This window comes from Streptococcus sp. 1449 (assembly GCF_013276805.1).
Taxonomy (GTDB): Bacteria; Bacillota; Bacilli; order Lactobacillales; family Streptococcaceae; genus Streptococcus; species Streptococcus pseudopneumoniae.
In genome coordinates this window covers 1-20,740 of record NZ_VMLS01000063.1, presented here as the reverse complement: position 1 = coordinate 20,740, position 20,740 = coordinate 1, and the positions used below count along the sequence as shown (strand labels likewise).

Genomic DNA, 20,740 nt, shown 5'->3' with positions numbered 1-20,740 from the left:
TAGCTAGACCTTTTTTCGTAACCAAATCAGATAAGCGCCTAATACAAAGAGCAAAATGATTAGGCAAATAACAGTTTCAGCCAGTACCAAATAATCCAAAAATGGAAGTTTCAAGATTCCCTGAGCCATCTTAAGCGAAGTAGCTGTGATAATAGTCGGGAAGGTGAGGGCTGAGAAGGCTGGTTGAAAACCTTGTTTTAAAATATTGGGTAGGCGAGTCAAAACAAAGAAAAAGAAGGATTGGGAAGCCAAAAGCATGAAAATCAAGACCCAAGTCGGTAGGCTAGCTCCTCCAACTCGAACCAGAGAAGCCAAAAGCAAAGAAAAGGGAGCACAGTAGATACCTTCTTGCCCAAGCAAGGCTAGTGGGAGTGGTTGCTTCTTTAAATCACTATAAATAAGGGGATAGAGATAGAAGGTAAGAAGAAAACCAAAACTCAAGGTCACATAGGCAATTTCAATGATACCCACCAGAGGATAAGTCAAGGCTGCTACCGCTATCCCTACATAAAGCACCGTCCAGCTAGGAGTAGCATGAACCCTCCGACCCGGACAAGCAAACTTGATAGTGAAACCAGCAATCAAGGCCAAATCCAAGAGAAATGAACACCACCAGAGCCCTTGCGCTACCAAAGGAAGATGAGGGAAGACGCGAAAGACATAGGTCGATAAAATCATCCCAGCCATGGGAAAGGTGGCCATTCCTGATAAAAGAGGGGGCTTGGTCAACTCTTGCTTGGTTTCTTTCCAATTAAAAAGATGCAGAAGCAGAAAGTAAATCCACAAAATCAAACCTGTCAGACTAAAAAGATGTGACAGAACCGGCAACGTATCTAAAATAAGATTTCCAGATCCTGCTAAACCTAGCAAACAACCAGAAAATACCAAGGGGAGTTTTTTCATCCTAACCTCCAATAATCATGTTAGTTTCAGTATAGCATAAAAGCGCTTAAATGAGGGGATAAAAAACGAAGTCCGTTGATTTCAGACTTCATTTTTTACTCAGATATGAATTAAGCATAAGATTGCAATTCTGGGTTAATTGGGGTATTGGCTAGGTTGTTGGCATAGTTACAGAGGCTTGCTAGGCTGACACCAAGAACCACATCCAAGGCATTTTGTTGGGTGTAGCCAGCTTCTAAAAACTCAGACAAGGCTTCATCTCCTACACGACCCTTGGTATTGATAACTGCCAAAGTAAACTTAGCTAGGGTATCCAATTTAGGATCTGTTTCAATTGGAGTACGATTGCGAAGAGCTTGAATCAAGTCATCATTCATCTGGATTTGTTTGATGGAAAAGGCTGTGTGACCTGCGACACAGAAGGCACAACCATTGGTCACGGCTGCCGTGATTTGCACCACTTCACGCTCAACGGGTGTCAGGCTGTTGCGACGGTTGATAGATGCGACAGTTCGGTAGGCTTCTAAAGCAGTCGGTGCATTGGCCAAGAGACCGATTAGGTTGGGAATATAGCCATTGTTGTCTTTTTCTACTGTTTCAAGAACTTCTTTCACTTCTGCCGGTGCTGATTCTACTGTATGGATTGTAAATGTTGTCATAAGATACCTCTTTTCTTGTTATTGACACTAATATTATTGGAAAATCTTATAAAATCCTGATTCCTAAGTTTATTTAAGACAAAGGTTTATTCTCTCATAAGATTTTCGTTGTATATTATACTCTTCGAAAATCAAATTCAAACCGCGTCAGCGTCGCCTTACCGTACTCAAGTACAGCTTGCGGCTAGCTTCCTAGTTTGCTCTTTGATTTTCATTGAGTATTAGTTTATCACACTTCCAATCATTTGCATAATATATATTATATATCAGCTTGATAAAAATCATTTATAGGCAAAAAAATCACACGCCATGTGTGATTTCATTATTTGTCAAAATACTTTTTAGTTTCAGCAATAACGACTGGCGACAAGACTAAGAGGGCAATCAAGTTTGGCAGAACCATCAAGGCGTTGACGATATCTGCGATAATCCAGACCATATCCAACTCGATAAATCCTCCCAACAAGACCATGAGCACAAAGACCACACGGTAGAGCCAGATAAAACGAACACCAAAGAGGAACTCGAAACAGCGTTCTCCGTAATAGTTCCAACCTAGAATCGTTGTGAAGGCAAAAAGTACAAGGAAGATGGTCAAGAGGGCAGGCCCAAAGTGTGAAAAGACTGTTGAGAAGGCTGACTGAGTCAAGGCAACCCCATTTAAGTCACCACTCCAAACACCAGTCACCAAGATGGTCAAACCAGTCAGAGTACAGATAATGAGAGTATCAATAAAGGTTCCTGTCATAGAAATCAAACCTTGCTCTACTGGTTCATTTGTCTTAGCCGCAGCCGCTGCAATGGGAGCAGAACCTAGACCAGATTCATTTGAGAACACACCACGCGCCACACCATTTTGAATAGCCATCCGAACGCTAGCACCAGCAAATCCACCTACCGCAGCAAGGGGACTAAAAGCCGATGTCAAGATTAAAGCGATTGTAGAAGGAATTTTCCCGATATTAAAGAAAATAACTGTAAGAGTTCCTAAGATATAAATGATAGCCATAAAAGGAACAACAGTAGTTGAAACCTTTGAAATGGACTTGAGTCCGCCAAAGACTGCAATCGCTACAAAAACAGACAAAACGAGAGCTGTGATGGCTGGTGAAATCATCGTTGTATTTTGGATAGATTCTGTAATCGAGTTGACTTGGGTGAAGGTTCCGATTCCCAAGAGAGCAACCAATACTCCTGCTACTGCAAACAAAACAGCAAGTGGTCGCCACTTTTCTCCCATCCCTAGAAGGATATAGTGCATGGGACCTCCCGCTACTGCACCATGGTCGTCCTTGGTGCGGTATTTGATGGCCAAGAGTCCTTCCGCATACTTGGTAGCCATTCCAAAGAAAGCCGCCATCCACATCCAAAATAGAGCTCCTGGTCCACCAACCTTGATAGCCGTCGCAACTCCTATGATATTTCCTGTTCCAACAGTTGATGCCAAGGCTGTACACAGAGCTGCAAAACTGGATACATCCCCATGTCCCTTATCCTGGATAAAAATAAGCTGAAAGGCCTTGGGCAGACGCAAAACTTGCAAGAGTCCTAGCCGAATAGTTAGGTAAAGCCCTGTTCCGACCAATAAAATCAAGAGGGGCGGTCCCCAAGCAAAAGCATCGATTGATTTAAGCAATTCTAACATTTCCTTCTCCTATCGTTTCAACCCCAAAAGAAAGAGCACATGCAAGATACATGTACTCTGGAATGCTTAGATAAATGCTAAAAAGCGGTCTATCCTAGCTCTGTCCTTTTACCTGAGAGTTTGAGCAGTTGCCTGCCTTGCCCCTTCGGTGCCTTTACGGTCTCTCCAGAGTTCCGTCCATTTACAGTCATGGAAAATCAAACGATTCCCCACTTCTATTAAACTTCATTCGGTGTTGGTATTTAATTGATTCTTATTTTACAAAAAATGTTGGCTTTTGTCAATGTGTTTATTAGTAAAAATTAGTTCAACAGTTTTTACGGTAACTTCTCAAAGTAACTTCCACTTGCTTGACCAAAGTGGAAATTAGTCTAAAACGGATTTTTATGGTGGAATTAAGTGTGAGACGTTTGAGTTAGAAATGAGGCTCACTATGACAAAACATAAACACCTTACCCTTTCAGACCGTAATGATATCCAATTAGGCTTAGAGCGCGGTGAAACCTTCAAAGCTATCGGACAGTCCATTCTAAAAGACCCGACCACTGTCTCCAAAGAAGTCAAACGAAACAGACGAGTCCGAGAGTCTACATGCCATAACCTTCCTTGCCCTCTACTTGACAAAACTCCCTTTGTCTGTAATGGATGTCCTCAAAGAAGACAGAATTGTGGCTATAAAAAGATCTTCTACCTCGCTAAGCAAGCTCAAAAGCAGTACGAACAAACTCTGGTTGAATCTCGTGAAGGAACTCCCCTCAATTCCAAGACCTTCTGGGACATGGACAAAGTCATTTCTGAGGGTGTTAAAAAAGGACAACACATCTATCATATCCTCAAAACTCACAATCTTGATGTCAGCTCCTCAACCGTCTATCGACACATCCGAAAAGGATACCTATCTATCGCTCCTATTGACCTAGCCAGAGCCGTTAAATTCAAAGAAAGACGGAAAAGTAAGCTACCTTCCATCCCTAAAGAAGCTAAAAAAGGCCGTTCCTATGAGGATTTCCAAAACTATTTAGCACTGAATCAACTAGACTCTTGGCTGGAAATGGATACAGTTATGGGGAGGATGGGAGGTAAAGTCCTACTCACCTTCAATCTCTCTTTCTGTAACTTTATCTTCGCTAGACTTCTGGATAATAAAACTACCCTTGAGGTTACCAAACACCTCTATGACATCAAGAACACTCTTCACCAAGCTGCCAAAGATTTCTTCCAACTCTTTCCTGTCATCCTGACAGATAATGGTGGAGAGTTTGCCAGGGTTGATGATATCGAAATGGATGTGCGAGGAGAGAGTAAGCTATTCTTTTGTGACCCTAATCGCTCTGACCAGAAAGGCAGAATTGAGAAAAATCACACGCTGATTCGCGACATTCTACCTAAGGGAACTTCTTTTGACAATTTAACTCAAGAGGACATCAATCTCGTCTGTTCGCATGTCAACAGCGTCAAACGTGCTGCTTTGAATGGAGAGTCAGCCTATGAACTCTTTGCATTTACCTATGGAGAAGAGATTCCTAAGCTTCTCGGCATTTCTAAAATACCTGCAGAAGACGTCTGCCAGTCGTCTAAATTACTCCAACATAAGTTCTAAAAACTAATCTTTAACCGCATTCAAACGTCTCACACTAACTTCCACCATAGCGGAACTTAATCTGAAACGCTTTCAGATGAGGGGATTTTGTGCGCTCTTTTTTTCGATTCATTTTGGCTACAAAAGCGATGAAATCAAGCATGAGTAAAACCAGTGGAACTTACCCTGACACGGATTTCCACTGGTTTTTAGGATTTTTATCAGACTAACTTCCACTTGGATTAGCGGTGGAACTTAGTTTGGGAATTTACCCAACAGTTTTTACTTTATGAATTCCGAAATATTTCTTATCCTCTAAAAGTCACAATAGTTGCGCCACTCCCTCCAGCATTTTGTGGGGCATAGCCGAAACTCTTGACATGCTTATTTCTTTGTAGGTATTTGGTGACACCTTCTCGGATGACTCCTGTTCCGATACCATGGATGATATCAACTTGCGCCATATTGTTAAGCAGGGCTTGGTCGATAAAGGCATCTAGCTCATTCATAGCCTCTTCATAGCGTTTGCCTCGAAGGTCCAGTCTGGCTTGTGGGCCACGACCAGAGGTTCGTTTCACGACATTGACCTGTTTCTTCTTGACTTGCTTTTCTTGCTGGGCTTGAATAAGGTCAAACTCTTTCTCTTCCAAAGTCATCTTAATCAAGCCGACTTGTGCTTCCCAACGGCCGTCCTTGAGTTGACTGGTCAAGGTACCACGCTGGCCATAACTAAGAACTACGATATTATCGCCCACCTTTGGAGCTCGTTTTTTCTTAGCCTTTTGAAGAACCTTATTTTTGGACAAATCTACTTTTTCAGGAGCCAATTTTTTCAGCTTGGCCTTGGCTTCAATGATTTCGTGGGGTTTAAGTTGAGATTTGCTGTGGAGATTTTTAAGAATCTGGTCACTCTCACTTAGAGCCATGTCCACAATCTCAGCGGCCTGTTCACGCGCCTTATTAAGCTCGGTTTCCTTTTCACGATTGAGTTCGTTGTAAAGTTTTTTGAGAGCACGGTTCATCTTGAGATTTTCTTGCTCCACCTCACGGATATTGTCCAAGCGTTTGCGGCTCTCTAGCGTCTGCTCTTCCAGCTGCTCAATAATCCGATTGACATCATTGTCCTGATCGACCTGCTGGCTGGCATCCCCTACGATAACTTCAGATAGACCTAGACGTTTGGCAATTTCAAAGGCATTGCTTCGGCCAGGCACACCCTGCATAAAGCGATAGGTTGGGCGAAGAGTTGCAGTATCAAACTCCATGCTGGCATTTTGCACAAAGGCTGTCTCAATACCGTAGGCCTTGAGTTCTGGATAGTGGGTGGTCGCCATGGTCTTGACCTGACGCAGGCGAAGGTCCTCCAGAATAGCCATGGCAAGGGCTGCTCCCTCTTGGGGATCAGTACCAGCCCCCAACTCATCCAAGAGTAAGAGTGAATGTTGGTTAACCTTGCCAAGAATATCCACGATATTGGTCATGTGACTAGAGAAGGTAGACAAGCTCTGCTCAATAGACTGCTCATCTCCAATATCGGCAAAGATTTCTTCAAAAATACCAACACGACTTCCCTTGTCTGCTAAAATCGGCAAACCAGACTGAGCCATGACCTGCGTCAAGCCCAGAGTTTTAAGCATGATGGTCTTACCACCAGTATTGGGACCTGTAATGACAATAGCTGTTAAATCTTGTCCAAAATGGACATCATTTGCAACGGCATTTTTGACCAAAGGATGGCAGACATGGAGCAGTTGAATTTCTTGATTTTCTGATAGCTGAGGAACGACTGCTTGCCTTTCTTGGATAAAGCGAACCTTAGCACGAATCAAGTCCAGATGACCGATAATCCAAGCGTCATTAGCAATCTCAGCCGCATGAGGGCGAACACGCTCAGAAATTTCTTGGAGAATGCGAAGCATTTCATAGCGCTCATCTGCTCGTAAACTGGCAATTTCTTCGCTCAGTTTGACCACCTCACGGGGTTCGATATAGACGGTATTTCCACTAGCAGAAATATCATGAACGACACCTGCAATCTTATTGCGGTAGGTGTTTTTGACAGGTAAAACCTGACGGCCATTTCTGCTGGCAACAATCCCTTCTGTCAACATCTGCCCTTTTTGCTTGAGCAGGTCTTGTAAAACATCGCGTACCTGACTCTCGCTATCATGGATTTTTCGACGGATGCGCGCCAATTCTTCACTGGCAAAATTTTCAATGAAACCTGCATCATTAAAGGCTTGGAGATTTCCTTGTAATTGCGGAAAATCATGTAATTTCTCAAACCAAAGGGCTAATTCTTCCAAGCTGACATTTTCCAGATTGGCATAAAAACTTTGCAGTTCTCTGCTAGAAAGAAGCACGCGCTTCAAGAGTAGGAACTCCTCAATATTGAGGTCTGCCCCCATCTCCAGCCGTTTGCAGACTCCTGCAATTTCCTTGGTTGCGAGAATGGTAAAATGCGGTTGCTCAACGAAAAGAGCCTGCATTTCCTTCATCTCAGCAAAAGTCTGTTTGATTTTATCTGCTTTGGCAGTCGGAGTCAGCTGTCTCAATTGCTCCAAGCCCTGCTCGGTCAACAAATGGGGTTCAAACAAGGCCTTAACCTTATTGAACTCTAATGTCTCTAATATTTTCTTGTTCATCGTTATTTCCTTGTCTTTGAATGTCTAGGTGTGGTAGCTTTTTACATTCTGATAGATTCGAGTCAAATCTGTAAACAAAGGGCTAGGAAAATTCCTGCCCTTTTTATCCGATTAAATTTGTCACCCAGATTTGTTTGAGCCAACTGGTTGTTACTGGTATGCTCTGGATGATGTGTTTTGCGACAATACTCTTTTCAAGAGGATTTTGTATAGCTGCCATGGGAATGGTTGCTAGTATGGTCAAGGTCATTTGCAAGACAAATAAGGTCACCAACATGGACAAGATCCCTGCTGAAACTTGAAACAACTTACCACCCAGTTTTTTACTAGGAATCAAGTGTAAGAGAAGACCAAGTAAACGACCGATGCTATAGACAATCCCAAATACAAGCAAGTAGCCGATACCTGCATAAAAAACCTTATCCAACTGAAAGAGTTGATCCGATGGGAAAAAGAAAGTTCCCTGACCTTCCTGCGGATTTGCATAAGGGAGCAATAAGTGAAACTGCTCGCCAAGCCCCTTGTAAAACTGACCAGCCATAAAAGCAGATGCCATAGCTGAAATCAGGTAATAAACCTGTAAGAGCAGGCCTCTCCGATAGCCGATATAAAATCCCCAAGCCAAGACCAATAGAAGAAGGAGCGAAATCATAAGGAGTCCTCAATCTTGCTCTGTTCTTGCTTGCAAGTCACAAGCTTGTGGCGGAGTTCTTCTATCTCTTGCTCCTTATCGTCAAATTCAATCTCACGGCTGAGTTGAGTTGACAAACAGTTGACTGCCAACAAAAGAGCGATGGTTTCATCGTCTGCACTAGGCATTTGTTCTTTAATTGCTTGGTATTTTTCTGTCGCAACCTTGGCGATTTCCTCCATAAAAAGGTTATCATGCTCGCTTGTCAAGGTTAATGATTTTTTCCCGAATGTAAATTTGAATCGATTTAGATTTGCCATAAAATTCACCTCACGATATTATACCAAAATTCGCTAATTTTGTCAGTTTTTACAAATTTGCCTGCTTTTATGGTACAATAGAAACTATGGCAAGTATAACACTCACACCAAGCGAAAAGGAGATTCAGGCTTTTCTTGAACACTATCAAAGCAGTCTAGCTCCCAGCAAGAATCCCTATATTCGCTACTTTTTGCGACTACCTCAAGCAACGGTTTCTATCTATACTTCTGGAAAGGTCTTGCTTCAGGGTGAGGGAGCCGAGAAATACGCTCGTTTCTTTGGCTATCAAATGGTAGAAGAAACCAGCGGACAAAATTTCCCTTTGATTGGGACAGATGAGGTGGGAAATGGTTCCTACTTTGGTGGGCTTGCAGTTGTGGCTTCCTTTGTCACACCAGACCAGCACGACTTCTTACGAAAACTCGGTGTGGGGGATTCTAAGACTCTGACCGACCAAAAGATTCGTCAGATTGCCCCTATCCTCAAAGAAAAAATCCAGCACCAGGCACTGCTTCTCTCACCCAGCAAGTACAACGAGGTCATCGGAGAACGCTACAATGCTGTTTCTGTTAAGGTTGCCCTCCATAATCAGGCTATTTATCTCCTCCTTCAAAAAGGTGTTCAGCCTGAGAAAATTGTGATTGATGCCTTTACCAGTGCTAAAAATTATGACAAGTACTTGGCACAAGAGGCCAATCGTTTCAGCAATCCTATCAGCTTAGAAGAAAAGGCTGAGGGAAAATACTTGGCTGTCGCAGTTTCTTCTATCATTGCGCGTGATCTCTTTCTGGAAAATCTAGAAAATCTAGGACGAGAACTGGGCTATCAACTTCCAAGTGGAGCTGGAACGGCTTCTGATAAGGTAGCTAGCCAGATTTTACAAGCCTATGGTATGCAGGGACTCAATTTCTGCGCCAAACTGCACTTTAAAAATACTGAAAAAGCGAAAAAACGCTTAGAAAGGTAAATTATGAATTCATTTAAAAATTTCTTAAAAGAGTGGGGATTGTTCCTCCTGATTCTGTCATTACTAGCTTTAAGTCGTATCTTTTTTTGGAGTAATGTCCGCGTAGAAGGACACTCCATGGATCCTACCCTAGCGGATGGCGAAATTCTCTTTGTCGTTAAGCACCTCCCTATTGACCGATTTGATATCGTGGTTGCCCATGAGGAAGATGGCAATAAGGACATCGTCAAGCGCGTGATTGGAATGCCTGGCGACACTATCCGTTACGAAAACGATAAACTTTACATCAATGATAAAGAGACGGACGAACCTTACCTAGCTGACTACATCAAACGTTTCAAGGATGACAAACTCCAAAGCACTTACTCAGGCAAGGGATTTGAAGGAAATAAAGGCACTTTCTTTAGAAGTATCGCTCAAAAAGCCCAAGCTTTCACAGTTGATGTCAACTATAACACCAACTTTAGCTTTACTGTTCCAGAAGGAGAATACCTTCTCCTCGGAGACGACCGCTTGGTTTCGAGCGACAGCCGCCACGTAGGTACTTTCAAAGCAAAAGATATCACAGGAGAAGCTAAATTCCGCTTCTGGCCAATCACCCGTATCGGAACATTTTAAGAAATCGAAGAGGCCGAGAGTCACCAATCTCAGCCTCTTCTTCTATCGTGAGAAGATGATTATTTACTACTCAGTTTGATTAAGATAGAAACAAAGTTATACTCAATGAAAATCAAAGAGCAAACTAGGAAGCTAGCCGCAGGTTGCTCAAAACAGTGTTTTGAGGTTGCAGATGGAAGCTGACGTGGTTTGAAGATATTTTCGAAGAGTATAAAATAAAAACAATCCCAACTCTCACCTATTCATGCAAAGGAATTTTATGGAAGTTTATTTTTCAGGAACCATTGAACGGATTATTTTTGAAAATCCCAGCAATTTTTATCGCATCCTCCTCCTAGAAATCGACGATACGGACGCAGAGGATTTTGATGACTTTGAAATCATTGTCACAGGAACCATGGCTGATGTAATTGAGGGCGAAGACTATACTTTTTGGGGGCAAATTGTCCAGCACTCCAAGTATGGAGAACAACTGCAAATCAGCCGATATGAACGTGCAAAACCAACTAGCAAGGGATTGGTCAAGTACTTTTCAAGTAGTCATTTCAAGGGGATTGGTCTCAAGACAGCTCAGAAAATTGTGGATACCTACGGCGACAATACCATTGACGAAATTCTGCAACACCCAGAAAAGTTAGAAGGCATCGCAGGACTATCTGCCAAAAATCGCGAGGCTTTCGTCTCCACTCTTCGTCTCAACTACGGAACGGAGATGGTTTTGGCCAAACTGGCCAACTACGGCATTCCCAACAAACTAGCCTTTCAGATTCAAGACTTTTACAAGGAAGAAACCCTTGATGTGGTTGAAAATTATCCCTACCAGCTAGTTGAGGATATCAAGGGTTTGGGCTTTACCATTGCTGACCAACTAGCTGAGGAACTAGGCATCGAAAGTCAGGCTCCTGAACGCTTCCGCGCCGGTCTAGTTCACAGTCTTTTTCAGGCCTGTATGGAAACAGGGGACACCTATGTTGAAGCACGGGATTTGCTGGAACAAACCCTTACTCTCCTTGAGTCTTCCCGTCCCGTGGAACTAGACCCCAGCCAAGTTGCCCAAGAGCTCTCCTACCTGATTGAAGAAGACAAGGTTCAGCAGATTGATACCAAGATCTTTGACAACAGCCTCTTTTTCGCTGAGGAAGGTATCCGCAGTCACTTGATTCGTATCCTTGAAAAAGGAGAACAGAAGAGACAAGATTTAGAAACTATTCAAAAGCATATCACTACTGTCGAGCAAGAACTGGGGATTGAGTATGATAACATTCAAAAACAAGCTATTTGTGACGCTATCCAGAACAAGGTCTTTATCCTGACAGGTGGGCCTGGTACTGGTAAGACAACTGTTATCAATGGAATCATCGCTGTTTATGCCCTTTTAGAAGGACTTGACTTCAGGAAGAAAAGCAATCTGCCCATTCTTCTTGCTGCTCCAACTGGTCGAGCTGCTCGTCGCATGAATGAATTGACAGGTTTGCCTAGCGCGACCATACATCGCCACTTGGGAATGACAGGTGACGATGATACTAGTCATCTGGAAGATTATCTGGATGCTGACTTTATTATCGTGGATGAATTTTCCATGGTGGATACTTGGCTGGCCAATCAACTCTTCTCCAACATCTCTTCTAACAGTAAGATTCTCATCGTGGGAGATAGCGATCAGCTACCGTCTGTCAGCCCTGGACAAGTTCTAGCTGACCTCCTTCATATTCCTTTAATTCCTCAGACTCGCTTGGAAAAAATTTATCGGCAAAGCGAAGAATCAACCATCGTCACCCTAGCTAGTCAAATCCGACAGGGCATCTTGCCAGCCGATTTCACCCAGAAAAAAGCTGACCGTTCCTACTTTGAAATTGCTAGTGGCCATATTCCTGCTACGATTGAGAAAATCTTAGGCGCTGCCCTCAGAAGTGGCATTCCTGCCCGTGATATCCAAGTTCTGGCTCCCATGTACCGAGGGACGGCAGGGATTGATGCCATCAACCAACTCATGCAAGACCTCCTGAACCCACCACAAAAAGACCAACTCAGTTTTGAAGCTCCCCAGTGCCACTATCGTAAGGGAGATAAGGTCATTCACTTGGTCAACGATGCTGAAATCAATGTCTTTAATGGAGATTTAGGAGCCATCACAGACCTGATTCCTGGTAAATACACCGAGTCGAAACAAGACGAGATTGTTATTGATTTTGATGGCAATGAAGTCTCTTACCCACGTAACGAATGGTACAAGATTCGCCTGGCCTATGCCATGAGCATCCATAAATCACAGGGAAGTGAGTTCCCTGTTGTCATCCTACCGATCACCAGTGCTAGTAGGCGTATGCTGGAGCGCAATCTCATCTATACAGCCATTACACGCGCCAAAAGCAAGCTTATCTTACTAGGCGAATTACAGGCCTTCGACTATGCTACTCAACATATCGGAACTGCCCGAAAAACCTATCTGATTGAACGCTTCAGTGATTTATTGGAGAATGTTGAAGAAAAGCAACCAGCTGTCTCTGAAACAGCCACATCAAGTACCTCTGAACAATCCTACATCCTAACCGAAGAAAACTGGGACAGCATCCCGGCCATGATTGGGATTACAGATGCAGATCTCAAAGAGATTTTTGGAAAATAGTGCACAAGAAAACCCACCAATTCAGGTGGGATTTTTGTTTATGAATACTCAATGAAAATCAAAGAGCAAACTAGGAAGATAGCCGTAAGCTGTACTTGAGTACGGTAAGGCGACGATGACGTGGTTTGAATTTGATTTTCGAAGAGTATAAGATTATTTAACTGTTGCTGTGCTTGTAATCAATTCAACAGCTTTTTTGATTGTGATATCATGTTTCAACATATCAGCTGAAAGCAAGCTTTGTACTTGAGCAACTTCCATGTTGTAGTCTGTTGCCAATTGCTCGATTTCTTTTTGGATTTCTTCTTCTGAAGCGTCAAATCCTTCAGCTTTGGCAACTGCTTCGATAACAAGGTTAGTCTTAGTACGTGACTCAGCTTCTGCTTGGTATTGATTGTGAAGGTCTTCTTGAGTAGTTCCAGTGATTTGGAAGTACATGTCAGGGTTGATACCTTGACGTTGCAAGTTTCCAAGGAATTCATTTACTGAGCGGTGAACTTCTTCGTGAATCATTTCTTCTGGAAGTTCTACGATTTCAGCGTTTTCTACAGCTTTATCGATTGCTGCACCTTCAACTGCATCTTTGTAAGCTTCTTCTTTAGCAGCAGCCAATTCCTTGCGGTATTTTTCTTTCAATTCAGCAAGTGTTTCAACTTCTTCGTCGATGTCTTTTGCAAGCTCATCATCAAGAGCTGGAACTTCTTTAGCTTTTACTTCGTGGATAGTTGTTACGAATTTAGCTTCTTTACCTGCAAGGTCTTCTGCTTGGTAGTCTTCTGGGAATGTTACAACTACATCAACAGTTTCGCCAGCTGAGTGACCTACCAATTGGTCTTCAAAACCAGGGATGAATTGACCTGAACCAAGTCCAAGTGAGAAGTTTTCACCTTTTCCGCCATCAAATTCAACACCATCGATAGAACCAACAAAGTCAATAACAACAGTATCGCCGTTTTCAGCAGCAGCTTCTTTGATAACCAATTCAGCCAAGTTGTTGCGTTCGCGTTCAATACGCTCTTCAACGTCAGCGTCAGTTACTTCTTTTTCTAGATCAACTGATACTTCAAGGTTTTTGTAGTCACCCAATTTAACTTCAGGTTTTGTCACGACTTCAGCTGTGATAACCCAGTCTTGACCTTTTTCCATTGAAGTTACGTCAATTTTTGGTTGAGCAACCACTTCAAGACCAGCTTCTTTTACAGCTGCTTCATAAGCATTTGGCAAAAGAGCGTTCATAACGTCTTGATAAAGTGACTCTTCACCAAATTTTTTGTCGAAGATAGGACGTGGAAGGTGACCTTTACGGAAACCTGGAACATTAAGAGATTTCTTCACTGAGTTGAAGACACGGTCCAATTCTGGTTTGATTTGGTCTTGAGAGATAGTGAAAGTCAAGACACCACGGTTTGTTTCTTTGTTTTCAAATGATACAGACATTCTGTCATTTCTCCTTAAAATTTTTTAAATACAGTCTATTATAACATTTTCTATAAATAAAATCTAGACTAATGCAGACAATTATAGACAACAAGCCTTTTTGCTAACTAAATGAAAGTTCTATAATGAAGTTAGTCACCCAGCCCTCCTAAAAATTAGATGTTTTAACTAGCTGATAGCTAGCCCTCTATTTCATTTGATAAGATGCTTGATGCTGTTAGGCTGACAAGCCAAGGCTAAGATTAGCCTTGGTTTAGCTGACAAAACTGCTTCAAGGGTTCCTCTTGTCAAATGAAAGCAAAATAATTGCCCTCAATCTCACCATTTTTTTGGGACATAATCACTTTCGATTGACAGTTTGTTCTACACTTTCAAGGATGGAATAGACATCAAAAAGAACCCTGCTTTTCTGAAAAAGAGGTCTTCTTGCTAAGTTTATACTCAATGAAAATCAAAGAGCAAACTAGGAAGCTAGCCACAGGTTGCTCAAAGCACCGCTTTGAGTTTGCAGATAAAACTGACACGGTTTGAAGAGATTTTCGAAGAGTATTAATTTACATAAATAGCCAGTGTTTGATAGGGTTTGAGTAGAATTTTCTCAGACACTTCTGCGTCTTCATAGTTTGAAATCAAAATTTGTCCATTTTGGTAGGCTACTGGCAAATCGATTTCCACTTCTGTGGCATAAAAATTATTGAGCACAAGTAACTTTTCAGCCTCATACTGACGTTCAAAAGCATAGACTTGCTTGCTATCTTCAAAGGCTGGTTTGTAACTTCCTTCTGAGATGATAGGCATTTCCTTACGCAGTCGAATCAAGTCTTGGTAGAAGGTGAAAATCGGACCTTGGATTTCATTTTCTACATTGATGTGAGGGTAGGATTTTCCTGCATTGAGCCAAGGAGTCCCTACTGTGAAGCCTGCATTTTCAGAAGCATCCCACTGCATAGGAATTCGTGAATTATCACGCGACTTAGCTTGAATAATCTGGAAGGCTTTTTCCTGACTCTTCCCTTCCTCTAAGAGCATCTGATAGGCATTGAGCGATTCGACATCCACATAATCAGCAATAGAATCATAGTCTGGGTCAATCATCCCGATTTCCTCGCCCATATAGATATAAGGTGTCCCACGTGAAAGGTGAATACTGGCCGCTAGCATGGTAGCTCCTTCCTTGCGGAAGTTTTGAATATCAACAAAACGGTTTAAAGCGCGTGGTTGGTCGTGATTGTTCCAGAAGAGAGCACTCCAACCACCTTTATCACTCATTTCCTTGCCCCAGCTATGGTAAAGACTCTTCAACTCTTCAAAATCAAAGGGAGCCAAGGTCCACTTTTGTCCATCCTTATAGTCCACCTTGAGATGATGAAAATTAAAGGTCATGGATAATTCCTGACGGTCAGGCGACGAATAAAGGACACAATTTCCCATGGTGGTTGAGGACATTTCCCCAACTGTCATAAAACTATCGTCTGATCCAAAAGTGGCTTGATTCATCATACGCAAATAGTCATGAACGATGGGCTTGTCTGTGTAAGCTGGCTTTCCTTCATTTTCAGGACAATCCACTAAGACTTCATCCTTGCCAATCAAATTGATCACATCAAATCGGAAACCTTTGACACCCTTGTCGCGCCAGAAATTAACAACCTTGAAAAGCTCCTTACGGACATTGGGATTGCGCCAGTTAAGGTCAGCCTGGGTATCATCAAAGAGGTGAAGGTAGTATTTCCCTGTATTCCCAAAGGGCGCCCATGCAGAGCCACCAAACTTAGACTGCCAATCTGTTGGTTGGTCTTGGATGAAGAAAAAGTCTTGATAATACTTGTCCCCAGCTAAGGCTTTCTGAAACCATTCATGCTCTGTCGAACAATGATTGAGTACCATGTCCAGCATAAAGTCAATCTTGTGCTCTTGACCGACACGCACCATTTCCTCAAAATCAGCCATATCACCAAAAAGAGGATCTACTGCCATATAATCTGAAATATCGTAACCATTATCCCGTTGAGGGCTTGGATAGAATGGATTGAGCCAGACCATATCCACACCTAGTTTGGCTAAATAGGGAATTTTTTCAATAATTCCACGGAAGTCCCCAATACCATTGCCAGTGGTGTCTTTGTAAGATTTTGGATAGATTTGATAGACTACTTTTCCTTTATCAAGTGTCATCTGTTTCTCCTTTTCTGATAAAAGGGAGGAAGCAGTCTTCCGTCCCTATTTGTGCTATTTCAATTATACTCAATGAAAATCAAAGAACAAACTAGGAAGCTAGCCACAGGTTGCTCAAAACACTATTTTGAGGTTGCAGATAGAGCTGACGTGGTTTGAAGAGATTTTCGAAGAGTATTAGATTCGTGTAGCGACCATGAGAGATGCTCCAGCTTGGATCGTTGTCGGATAAGTTCCGGGAATAGTCGCTGTATAAGCATCTTGGTTGGTGATGATAACAGGAGTTTCTGTCACCAGACCTGCAGCCTTAATGACATCCATATCAAAACGAATCAGTTGCTGACCAACTGTGACATGGTCTCCTTGGGCTACAAGACTTTCAAATCCTTTGCCATCAAGACCTACTGTATCCATACCGATGTGGATGAGCAATTCCACCCCCTCGTCAGAGACAATACCAATGGCATGCTTGGTAGGAAAAAGAACCGTCACTGTCCCATTGACTGGAGAAGTCAACTCACCTTGGCTTGGTTCAATGACCAGACCTTGCCCCATGACACCTGAAGCAAAGACTGGATCCGTTGCTTGACTTAGTTCTTTCACTTGGCCAGTCAGCGGGCTAACAATTTCTACTGGAGTAAGTTCTACTGGTTCATGACTCACAAATTCTGCTTCTTCTTGAGCAACGAATTCTGCCTGCAAGTCCGTATCGTCCTCTGTTTTTGTAAAGAGACCAGCCTTGCGGAAGAAGAAAGTCAAGAGCATTGGAACAACAATCGCAACTAGCATAGTTCCTGCAAATGGCAGCATGTATTGAGATTGAATAGAGAGAATACCTGGCAAACCACCGATACCAATAGAAGCCGCAGTTACATTAAAAGTAACGGATAACATGCCTGCAAGGGCTGAACCAGTCATCCCAGCAACAAATGGATAAATATATTTTACGTTAACTCCAAAAAGAGCTGGTTCTGTAACACCGAGATAGGCCGAAATGGTTGCAGGAAGTGAAACCTGAGCCTCACGCTCATCATGGCGATGCATGAAATAATAGGCAAACACGGCTGAGCCTTGAGCAATATTAGAAAGAGCAATCATTGGCCATAGGGCAGTGCCACCAGCATCCGCAATCAATTGTGTATCAATGGCATTGGTCATATGGTGCAGACCTGTGATGACAAATGGAGCGTAGAGGGCACCAAAAATTGCACCGAAGAGCCATTTAACTGGACCAGTTAAACCTGCCAAGACAACTGATGAAAGTCCTTGTCCAATTGTCCAACCGATTGGTCCCAAAACAGTATGAGCCAAAATCAAGGCTGGAATCAATGACAAAAAAGGTACAAAAATCATGGAAATGACTTCTGGGATATGTTTGCGCCAGAAAATTTCAAGATAAGACAGACTCAAACCTGCAAGCAAGGCTGGGATAACTTGGGCTTGGTAACCAATACGATTAACAGTAAAATAACCAAAATTCCAAACCCAGTTTGCTGCGATATCAGCTGCTAGCGTTGAAGCAACCGCATAGGCATTGAGCAACTGAGGCGATACCAAACAGATTCCGAGAACAATTCCCAAAATTTGGCTGGTTCCCATCTTACGAGAAACAGACCAAGTAATCCCTACTGGTAAGAACTGGAAGATAGCTTCACCAGGCAACCAGAGGAAGTGATTAACCCCTGCCCAAAACTGAGAGGATTCTGTGATGGTCTTGCCATCCAACATAGACCAATGCACACCTTCCAAGACATTACGAAAACCAAGAATCAATCCACCAACAATCAAGGCTGGAATAATCGGAGTAAAGATTTCCGCCAGAGTGGTCATGACACGTTGGACCACGTTTTGATTACTCTTAGCTGCAGACTTGGCTGCTTCTTTGGAAGCACCCTCAATGCCTGAAACAGCTGTAAAATCATTATAAAAAATGGGCACGTCATTCCCAATAATCACCTGAAATTGACCTGCATTTGTAAAAGTTCCTTTAACAGCTGGAATTGATTCGATAGCCTTGACATTAGCCTTCTTATCATCTCCTAAAACAAACCGCATCCGTGTCGCACAGTGGGTTACGGCAGTCACATTTTCCTTGCCTCCAATTGCCTGAAGCAGATTCTTGGCTTCTTGTTCAAATTTTCCCATTTGATTCTCCTTATACTTGTCAAAGCAAGTTTGATTTGATAAGAATATTGTAAACGATACCAAACTTGTCTGCAACTTGTTTGATGTAAAAAGAGGATTTTTTGTCATTTTTCTAGCACTTGTATGGTAAAATAGATACAGGTGTTCATTGAACTAGACTAAAAAGCCATTTAATACTCAATGAAAATCAAAGAGCAAACTAGGAAGCTAGCCGTAGGTTGCTCAAAACACTGTTTTGAGGTTGCAGATAGAGCTGACGTGGTTTGAAGAGATTTTCGAAGAGTATAAGGAAGCCAAATGAAGAAATATCAACAACTATTTAAGCAAATCAACGAAACCATTCAAAACGAGACTTACGCTGTCGGAGAGTTCCTTCCTAGCGAGCATGACCTCATGGAGCAATATCAAGTGAGTCGTGATACCGTCCGAAAGGCTCTGTCTCTCCTCCAAGAGGAAGGATTGATCAAAAAGATAAGAGGGCAAGGTTCTCAAGTCGTCAAAGAAGAAACCGTCAATTTCCCTGTATCCAACCTAACCAGCTACCAAGAACTAGTTCAAGAACTTGGACTGCGCTCTAAAACCAACGTGGTCAGTCTGGACAAGATTATTATTGATAAAAAATCCTCACTAATAACTGGCTTCCCAGAATTTCGTATGGTTTGGAAGGTGGTCCGCCAGCGTGTGGTGGATGATCTGGTATCCGTTCTGGATACGGACTATCTGGATATGGAACTAATCCCAAATATCACTCGCCAAATTGCTGAGCAGTCCATCTATTCTTATATAGAGGACGACCTCAAACTCCTTATTGATTATGCTCAAAAGGAAATAACCATTGACCACTCAAATGACAGAGACAAGATTCTCATGGACATTGGCAAAGACCCTTATGTCGTTTCGATTAAATCAAAAGTCTATCTCCAAGACGGACGCCAATTTCAGTTTACCGAAAGTCGCCATAAATTAGAAAAATTTCACTTTGTAGATTTTGCAAAGCGCAAGAAATAAAAGACTGAGACACTAGATCTCAGCCTTTTTCGGCTCTATAATATTTGTAGTGGGTACCCCCCTATAGATATTATGGAGCCTATTTTATTGTAGAAAAAAAGTCCCATAAGATCTATAATGAAAAGCGACAAAACAACTCATTAGAAAGAATCATATGGAACAATTACATTTTATCACAAAATTACTAGACATTAAAGACCCTAATATCCAGATTTTAGACATCATTAATAAGGATACATACAAGGAAATCATCGCCAAACTGGACTACGACGCCCCATCTTGCCCTGAGTGCGGAAGTCAAATGAAGAAATATGACTTTCAAAAACCGTCGAAAATTCCTTACCTCGAAACGACTGGTATGCCTACTAGAATTCTCCTTAGAAAGCGTCGATTCAAGTGCTATCACTGTTCAAAAATGATGGTCGCTGAAACTTCTATCGTCAAGAAAAATCACCAAATTCCTCGTATTATCAACCAAAAAATTGCGCAAAAGTTGATTGAAAAGACTTCTATGACCGATATTGCTCATCAGCTGGCCATTTCAACTTCAACTGTCATTCGAAAGCTCAATGACTTCCACTTTGAGTGTAATTTTAAACATCTGCCTGAGATTATGTCTTGGGACGTTGAAACAGTCCAGGGAGTGACTGTTTCAATCGGGAGATGGAGATGAGTTTCATTGCGCAAGATTTTGATAAGCTCAATATCATCACTGTTCTTGAAGGTAGAACATAAGCCGTCATTCGAGATCACTTTCTTAAATATGATAGGGTCGTCCGATGTCGAGTGAAAATTATTACTATGGATATGTTTAGTCCTTATTATGACTTAGCTAAACAGATTCGCTTTCAAATTTCTAGGCTCAGGCTGAAACAGTCTCCCAGACTGTTTCACTCCCGAATGCTAAAATCGTTCTAGATCGCTTTCATATTGTACAACATCTTAGCCGTGCTATGAGTCGTGTGCGTGTCCAAATCATGAACCAATTCGATAGAAAATCTCATGAATACAAGGCTATCAAGCGCTACTGGAAGCTCATTCAACAGGATAGTCGTAAATTGAGTGATAAACGTTTTTATCGCCCTACTTTTCGTATTCACTTGACCAATAAAGAGATTCTTGACAAGCTTTTGAGCTATTCAGAAGACTTGAAACACCACTATAATCTCTATCGGCTCTTACTTTTTCACTTCCAGAATAAAGAGCCTGACAAATTTTTCGGACTCATTGAGGACAATCTAAAGCAGGTTCATCCTCTTTTTCAGACTGTTTTTAAAACCTTCCTCAAGGATAAAGAAAAGATTGTCAACGCCCTTCAACTACACTATTCTAACGCCAAATTAGAAGCAACCAATAATCTCATCAAACTTATCAAGCGCAA

Annotated in this window: 14 protein-coding genes, 1 pseudogene and 1 riboswitch; of the genes and pseudogenes, 6 read left to right on the top strand and 9 right to left on the bottom strand. The window is 42.2% G+C overall.

Annotated elements, in window-relative coordinates; genetic code table 11:
* Nucleotides 1-3: 3 nt before the first annotated feature.
* The 3 genes from HT687_RS09770 to HT687_RS09760 all read right to left on the bottom strand — a co-directional run bounded on the left by HT687_RS09770 (nucleotide 4) and on the right by HT687_RS09760 (nucleotide 3,207).
* Nucleotides 4-903, bottom strand: a complete 900-nt coding sequence (locus tag HT687_RS09770; protein ID WP_023933117.1) for a TDT family transporter — start codon at nucleotides 901-903, stop codon at nucleotides 4-6.
* Nucleotides 904-1,013: 110 nt separating this feature from the next.
* Complete coding sequence (locus HT687_RS09765) at nucleotides 1,014-1,562, bottom strand: carboxymuconolactone decarboxylase family protein (RefSeq protein ID WP_023933115.1); 549 nt, start codon at nucleotides 1,560-1,562, stop codon at nucleotides 1,014-1,016.
* 322 nt (nucleotides 1,563-1,884) lie between these two features.
* Nucleotides 1,885-3,207 carry a sodium:alanine symporter family protein gene (locus tag HT687_RS09760; RefSeq protein WP_054388007.1) on the bottom strand — a complete coding sequence of 441 codons (1,323 nt, stop codon included), beginning with the start codon at nucleotides 3,205-3,207 and terminating at the stop codon, nucleotides 1,885-1,887.
* 90 nt (nucleotides 3,208-3,297) lie between these two features.
* Nucleotides 3,298-3,386, bottom strand: a riboswitch (glycine riboswitch).
* Nucleotides 3,387-3,640: 254 nt separating this feature from the next.
* On the opposite strand from HT687_RS09760, the gene HT687_RS09755 reads away from it, so the two are divergent.
* Complete coding sequence (locus tag HT687_RS09755; RefSeq protein ID WP_054388008.1) at nucleotides 3,641-4,807, top strand: IS30 family transposase; 1,167 nt, start codon at nucleotides 3,641-3,643, stop codon at nucleotides 4,805-4,807.
* 287 nt (nucleotides 4,808-5,094) lie between these two features.
* On the opposite strand, the gene HT687_RS09750 is transcribed toward HT687_RS09755, so the two are convergent.
* From HT687_RS09750 to zapA, 3 genes are all read right to left on the bottom strand, one after another.
* Entirely contained in the window at nucleotides 5,095-7,431 is a 2,337-nt protein-coding gene (locus HT687_RS09750) for an endonuclease MutS2 (RefSeq protein ID WP_054388009.1), read from the bottom strand.
* A 103-nt stretch (nucleotides 7,432-7,534) separates the two neighbouring features.
* Complete coding sequence (locus tag HT687_RS09745; RefSeq protein WP_023936318.1) at nucleotides 7,535-8,083, bottom strand: CvpA family protein; 549 nt, start codon at nucleotides 8,081-8,083, stop codon at nucleotides 7,535-7,537.
* Nucleotides 8,080-8,382, bottom strand: a complete 303-nt coding sequence (gene zapA / locus HT687_RS09740) for a cell division protein ZapA (RefSeq protein WP_031222907.1) — start codon at nucleotides 8,380-8,382, stop codon at nucleotides 8,080-8,082. Before zapA ends, HT687_RS09745 begins: the two co-directional genes overlap by 4 nt.
* 86 nt (nucleotides 8,383-8,468) lie before the next feature.
* On the opposite strand from zapA, the gene rnhC reads away from it, so the two are divergent.
* From rnhC to HT687_RS09725, 3 genes are all read left to right on the top strand, one after another.
* Nucleotides 8,469-9,350: a ribonuclease HIII gene (gene rnhC / locus HT687_RS09735; protein WP_023936314.1), complete on the top strand. Its 882-nt coding sequence runs from the start codon at nucleotides 8,469-8,471 to the stop codon at nucleotides 9,348-9,350.
* 3 nt (nucleotides 9,351-9,353) lie between these two features.
* On the top strand, nucleotides 9,354-9,968 hold the full coding sequence (lepB, locus tag HT687_RS09730) for a signal peptidase I (RefSeq protein ID WP_001083986.1): 615 nt from the start codon (nucleotides 9,354-9,356) through the stop codon (nucleotides 9,966-9,968).
* A 259-nt stretch (nucleotides 9,969-10,227) separates the two neighbouring features.
* Nucleotides 10,228-12,594, top strand: coding sequence for an ATP-dependent RecD-like DNA helicase (locus tag HT687_RS09725; protein ID WP_023936312.1), 2,367 nt, complete (start codon nucleotides 10,228-10,230; stop codon nucleotides 12,592-12,594).
* Nucleotides 12,595-12,747: 153 nt separating this feature from the next.
* On the opposite strand, the gene tig is transcribed toward HT687_RS09725, so the two are convergent.
* The 3 genes from tig to treP all read right to left on the bottom strand — a co-directional run bounded on the left by tig (nucleotide 12,748) and on the right by treP (nucleotide 18,351).
* Nucleotides 12,748-14,031 (bottom strand): trigger factor, encoded by a 1,284-nt coding sequence (gene tig, locus HT687_RS09720; RefSeq protein ID WP_023933102.1) that lies wholly within the window; start codon nucleotides 14,029-14,031, stop codon nucleotides 12,748-12,750.
* A 549-nt stretch (nucleotides 14,032-14,580) separates the two neighbouring features.
* Complete coding sequence (gene treC, locus HT687_RS09715; RefSeq protein ID WP_023936310.1) at nucleotides 14,581-16,206, bottom strand: alpha,alpha-phosphotrehalase; 1,626 nt, start codon at nucleotides 16,204-16,206, stop codon at nucleotides 14,581-14,583.
* 177 nt (nucleotides 16,207-16,383) lie between these two features.
* Nucleotides 16,384-18,351 carry a PTS system trehalose-specific EIIBC component gene (gene treP, locus HT687_RS09710; protein WP_172924181.1) on the bottom strand — a complete coding sequence of 656 codons (1,968 nt, stop codon included), beginning with the start codon at nucleotides 18,349-18,351 and terminating at the stop codon, nucleotides 16,384-16,386.
* A gap of 297 nt (nucleotides 18,352-18,648) precedes the next feature.
* Between treP and treR the strand changes: the two genes are divergently transcribed.
* Together treR and HT687_RS09700 are read left to right on the top strand one after the other, a co-directional pair.
* Nucleotides 18,649-19,359 carry a trehalose operon repressor gene (gene treR / locus HT687_RS09705; RefSeq protein ID WP_023936305.1) on the top strand — a complete coding sequence of 237 codons (711 nt, stop codon included), beginning with the start codon at nucleotides 18,649-18,651 and terminating at the stop codon, nucleotides 19,357-19,359.
* Nucleotides 19,360-19,513: 154 nt separating this feature from the next.
* A pseudogene (locus HT687_RS09700) lies at nucleotides 19,514-20,740 on the top strand (transposase); the annotation flags it as partial.